Origin of the sequence: Jatrophihabitans sp., from assembly GCF_036388195.1 — a bacterium.
In the GTDB taxonomy this organism is placed as follows: Bacteria; Actinomycetota; Actinomycetes; order Mycobacteriales; family Jatrophihabitantaceae; genus Jatrophihabitans_A.
Genome location: NZ_DASVSG010000111.1, coordinates 1 through 4659, shown reverse-complemented (window position 1 = coordinate 4659; position 4659 = coordinate 1). Strand labels below are relative to the sequence as shown.

General features: G+C 71.3%; 5 protein-coding genes. 1 reads left to right on the top strand and 4 read right to left on the bottom strand.

Annotation, left to right across the window (positions count from 1 at the left end; all coding sequences use genetic code 11):
- The 4 genes from VF612_RS11565 to VF612_RS11550 form a co-directional block, all read right to left on the bottom strand.
- On the bottom strand, positions 1 to 478 hold a 478-nt coding region (locus VF612_RS11565), incomplete at its 3' end, for a DUF2332 family protein (protein WP_408660005.1).
- Positions 479 to 509: 31 nt separating this feature from the next.
- Positions 510 to 2249, bottom strand: a complete 1740-nt coding sequence (locus VF612_RS11560) for a glycoside hydrolase family 13 protein (protein WP_408660004.1) — start codon at positions 2247 to 2249, stop codon at positions 510 to 512.
- Between the two features lie 82 nt (positions 2250 to 2331).
- The gene (locus VF612_RS11555; protein ID WP_408660003.1) at positions 2332 to 2712 is read right to left on the bottom strand and encodes a globin; all 381 of its coding nucleotides are present in this window, start codon (positions 2710 to 2712) and stop codon (positions 2332 to 2334) included.
- 93 nt (positions 2713 to 2805) lie between these two features.
- Entirely contained in the window at positions 2806 to 3753 is a 948-nt protein-coding gene (locus tag VF612_RS11550) for a mechanosensitive ion channel family protein (RefSeq protein ID WP_408660002.1), read from the bottom strand.
- Positions 3754 to 3995: 242 nt separating this feature from the next.
- On the opposite strand from VF612_RS11550, the gene VF612_RS11545 reads away from it, so the two are divergent.
- Complete coding sequence (locus VF612_RS11545; RefSeq protein ID WP_408660001.1) at positions 3996 to 4511, top strand: HNH endonuclease; 516 nt, start codon at positions 3996 to 3998, stop codon at positions 4509 to 4511.
- Positions 4512 to 4659: the final 148 nt, after the last annotated feature.

The following is a 4659-nucleotide window of genomic DNA, read 5'->3' as shown; positions in this document are numbered from 1 at the left end:
CGATGAAGAACCGGTCTACCAGCAGGTTGAGCCCGGCGGACGCCCCGAGCTCCAGCAGCCGGACCGACGACAGCCCGGACCGCCGGACCGCGTCGAACAGCCCGACCAGCAACGGCGCCGCCCGTCCCGGCTCGTTGGTCTGCGGCGCGATCGCCAGCGCCGCGCGCAGCTCGTCGACGTGGCGTCGCAGCACCGGCTCGAAGTCCTGCCAGGCTCCGGCCGGCGAGGCGACGCCGCCCAGGTTCGGGTAATACATCGCCAGCTGCGGCTCGGCCCGCGAGAGCACCAGGCGCTGGATGCCGGCCATCAGCCGCAGCTGCACGACCGCCGACCCCGCGGCGTCGGCCCAGTCCCGGCAGATCTCGGCGACCACGCCGCCGGCTTCCCAGTCCTCGGCCATGTCGAACATCAACGTGCGGTACAGCCCGTCCGGCAGCATCCTCGCATGCCGGCGGAACCGCTCGGCCAGGGTGGTCACACCGCGACGATAGGCCAGAGCCGCGCTCAGCTCAGACGCGCAGCCACACCGCGGTGTTGGCCGGCAGCTTGTCGCCCTCGATCGCCGACGAGGACAGCAGCACCTCACCCGGCGGCAGCTCCACCGGCGCGTCGCCGGCGTTGAGCGCGACCACCAGGTTCGGGCCCCGCCGGTAGGCCAGGCAGCCCTCCGGGGCCTTCAGCCAGGCGAACGACGAGCCATGCAGCTCGCTCAGCTCCCGGCGCAACCGCAGCGCCCGGTGGTACAGCGACAGGGTGGAGCCGGGATCCTTCAACTGGGCCTCGACGGTGAACGAGCGCCACTCGGCGGGCATCGGCAGCCAGGTCCGCGGCGAGCTGCTGAACCCGAACGGCGGCTCGGTTCCCGCCCACGGCAGCGGCACCCGCTCGCCGTCCCGGCCGCGCTGGGTGTGGCCGCTGCGCTCCCAGGTCGGGTCCTGCAGCACCTCGTCCGGCAGCTCGACGTTCTCCAGCCCCAGCTCGTCGCCGTTGTAGACGTAGGCCGCCCCCGGCAGCGACAGCGTGATCAGCGCCGCGGCCCTACCCCGGGCCTGGCCGAGCGCCCCGCCGCCGTAGCGGGTGGTGTGGCGGATCACGTCGTGGTTGGACAGCACCCAGGTGCACGGGGCGCCCACCTGGGCCATCGCCTGGAGGGAGCCGTCGATCGCCTGGGTGAAGTCCTCGGCGGACCAGGGCGCCTCCACCAGCCGGAAGTTGAACGTCAGGTGCAGCTCGTCGGGACGGACGTACAGCGCCAGCCGGGCGTCATCGGGCACCCATGCCTCGCCCACGGCCATCTGGTGGGGGTAGCTGTCCAGCACCCGCCGAAACATCCGCAGGTGCTCATGCACCCCGTCCTGGTCGAAGCGCAGGTCCGGATCGAGCTGGGTGTGCGGGCCGGTGTAGTTGGTCAGGTCCATGTCCGGCAGGCCGGCGGGCTTGGCCATCGAGTGCGCGACGTCGATCCGGAAGCCGTCGACGCCACGGTCCATCCAGAACCGCAGGATCCGCTCGAACTCCGCGCTGATCTCGGGGTTCTCCCAGCTCAGGTCCGGCTGCTCCGGAGCGAAGATGTGCAGGTACCACTGGCCGTCGGGCACCCGGTGCCAGGCCGGGCCGCCGAACATGGCGGGCCAGTTGTTGGGCGGCTCGGAGCCGTCCGGGCCGGTGCCGTCACGGAAGATGAACCGGGCCCGCTCCGGGGAGCCGGGGCCGGCGGCCAGCGCCTGCTGGAACCACGGGTGCTGGTCGGAGAAGTGATTGGGGACGATGTCGATGGTGACCTTGATGTCGCGGGCGTGCGCCTCGGCCACCAGCGCGTCGAAGTCGGCCAGCGTGCCGAACATCGGGTCCACGTCGGTCGGGTCGGCCACGTCATAGCCGCCGTCGGCCATCGGAGAGGTGTAGAAGGGGCTCAGCCAGATCCCGTCGATGCCCAGCTGCTGCAGGTAGCCCAGCCGCTCGCGAACCCCGATCAGGTCCCCGACGCCGTCGCCGTTGCCGTCGGCGAAGCTGCGGGGATAGATCTGGTAGAGCACCGAGCTGCGCCACCAGTCGGCGCCGCTGAGGTACGGCGCGCCCGGGCCGCTGGCGAATCCGTGCGCCGCGGAATCGACGTCCTCGACGACGACCAGCTTGCCGGCCGAGTGCTGGGGAGTGTTCTCAGTGGGCGTGTCGACCACGCGGTCCTCCGGGGAGCGTTGGAGCCAATCGCTTGACCAGGCAAGGGTCTCCGGTCCCGGGTCGACCATCCCTGTAAGCCTTTCCAGCCATTGTGTCCCGGGCTGGAAACCGAGTCAAGCGACGACCCTGAGCTCCACAGGGCTGGCTGGCTCAGACGAGGGAGTTGCGCATCGACTCGGCGGCCATGGTCAGGTAGTCCCAGAGCCTGGTGGCCACGTCCTCGGGCAGGTCGAGGGAGTCCAGTGCCTCCCGCATGTGCCGCAGCCAGGCGTCCCGCTCGGCCTCGCCGATCACGAACGGGGCATGCCGCATCCGCAGCCGGGGGTGGCCGCGGGCCTGGGAGTAGGTGGTCGGGCCGCCCCAGTACTGGATCAGGAACAGCGCCAGCCGGTCCGCGGCCGGTTCCAGGTCCTCCTCCGGGTACAGCGGGCGCAGCAGCGGGTCCATCGCGACCCCCGCGTAGAACCGCTGCACCAGCAGCCGGAAGGTCTGCTCACCCCCGGCGCGCTCGAAGAACTCCGCGCTCACCACCGCAGCGCCCCGGTTCGCATCCCTAGCCGTCTCACCCGTCCATTGTCCCTCAGCCACAGCGCCCCTCAGCCACAGCGCCCCTCGGCCCACTCCTCAGGCGCGGTCCTCGGCCGGAAGCGCGTGTCCTACCCCGGCGCCGTCGAGGTGGGACCGGATCCGGGCCCGCAGCTCGCGGGCGACCCGCCACTGCTCCAGCGGCTTCACCCGTGCCACCAGCCGCAGCACCGTCTCGGTCCGTCCGAGCTGCTCGATGCCCAGCACCTCGGGCTCGGCCAGCAGGCAGGGCAGCCACTGCTGGTCGGCATACAGCTCCGCACCCGCCCGGGAGATCGCCGCCAGCGCTGCCGGCACGTCCTGCCCGATGCCGACCGGAACGTCGAGCACCACCTGGGCGTACTGCTGCGACATGTTGCCGACCCGGACGATCTCGCCGTTGCGCACGTACCAGGCCACCCCCTCGACATCGCGCAGCCGGGTGGTGCGCAGGCCGACCGCCTCGACGGTGCCGGTGGCCTCCTTGACGTCGATGACGTCGCCCACGCCGTACTGGTCCTCCAGCATCATGAACATGCCGGACAGGAAGTCCTTGACGATGTTCTGGGCGCCGAAGCCGACCGCGACGCCGACCAGCGAGGTGCCGGCGACGAACGGCGCCAGGCTGATCCCGAACACCTGCAGCACCAGCAGGAACGCGGTGATGAAGATCAGGAAGCTGACCGCGCTGCGCAGCACCGAGGCGATGGTGTCGGCCCGCTGCTTGCGGCGCTCGCTGACCAGGCCGGAGGACTCCCAGAACTGCAGGCCACCGGCGCGCTCGGTGAGCGGGCTCAGGATGGCCGGCACCCGGCCGGCCGCGCTGGCCCGGCTGAGCCGGTTGATCCAGCGGTGGGCCAGCATCCGCACCAGCAGCGCGATCAGCAGGATGGTCAGCAGCTGCAGGGGTTTGGTGATCAGCAGGCCGGCGTGCTCCTGCCAGAAGCCGCGCAGCGCGGCGGGCTGCGGCCGGGCGGCCGCGGTCAGCGGGTTCGCAGAAACGTCCACGGCGGCTAAGCCTGCCACCTGCGCGCCCGCCCGGCCCGCAGGCCGAGCGGGCGGAGGACGGGCCGCGCGCCGGTGAATCTGTAGATCTTTATGGATGCGCGAAGCACGTTCGTCGGGTTCACTGGACCTCGACACCCGGAGGTGAGGCCGGTGACGGATCCGCTCGTGCCTGTCGCGTCGTGCAGGGCATGGCGCCACGCGCCGTTGCCCTGCGTCCCGGTGTCCGCAGTGGAGCTCGCCGGATGAGTGGAGCCCTGGTTCTCAACGCCACCTACGAGCCACTCTGCGTGGTGCCCCTGCGCCGGGCGATCCTGCTGGTGCTGGCCGAGAAGGCGGTCATCGTGGAGGCGGGCGATGCCGTGCTGCGCTCGGCGCGGGTGGCCATCGAGGCGCCGTCGGTGGTCCGGTTGAGCCGCTACGTCCGGGTGCCGTACCGCAGCCGGGTGCCGCTGACCCGCCGGGCCGTCATGCACCGGGACGGGCTGCGCTGCGCCTACTGCCAGCGGCGGGCCGACACCATCGACCATGTCGTCCCGCGCAGCCGCGGCGGCAAGCACGAGTGGGTCAACGTCGTCGCCGCCTGCGCCTCGTGCAACCACCGCAAGGCCGACCGGTTGCTGGCGGAGCTGGGCTGGAGCCTGGCCACCACCCCGAAGGAGCCCGCCGGCTACGTCGGCTTCGCGGTCGGCTACGTCCGCGATCCCAGCTGGGAGCCGTACCTGGACGCCTGGAGCAACGGCGCTCAGGTGGCCAGCTAGCCTGCCCAGCTAGCTGTATTGACCACAGACGTTGGTGACGCTGTTCGGCATGGCGTCGTGACATGAGGAAGACCTCCGAGTGAGGTGTGGAGCTGTCTAGGAACCGCTCCTCTACCCGGAGGTCTTCGTGTCCCACGCTAATGCTTTG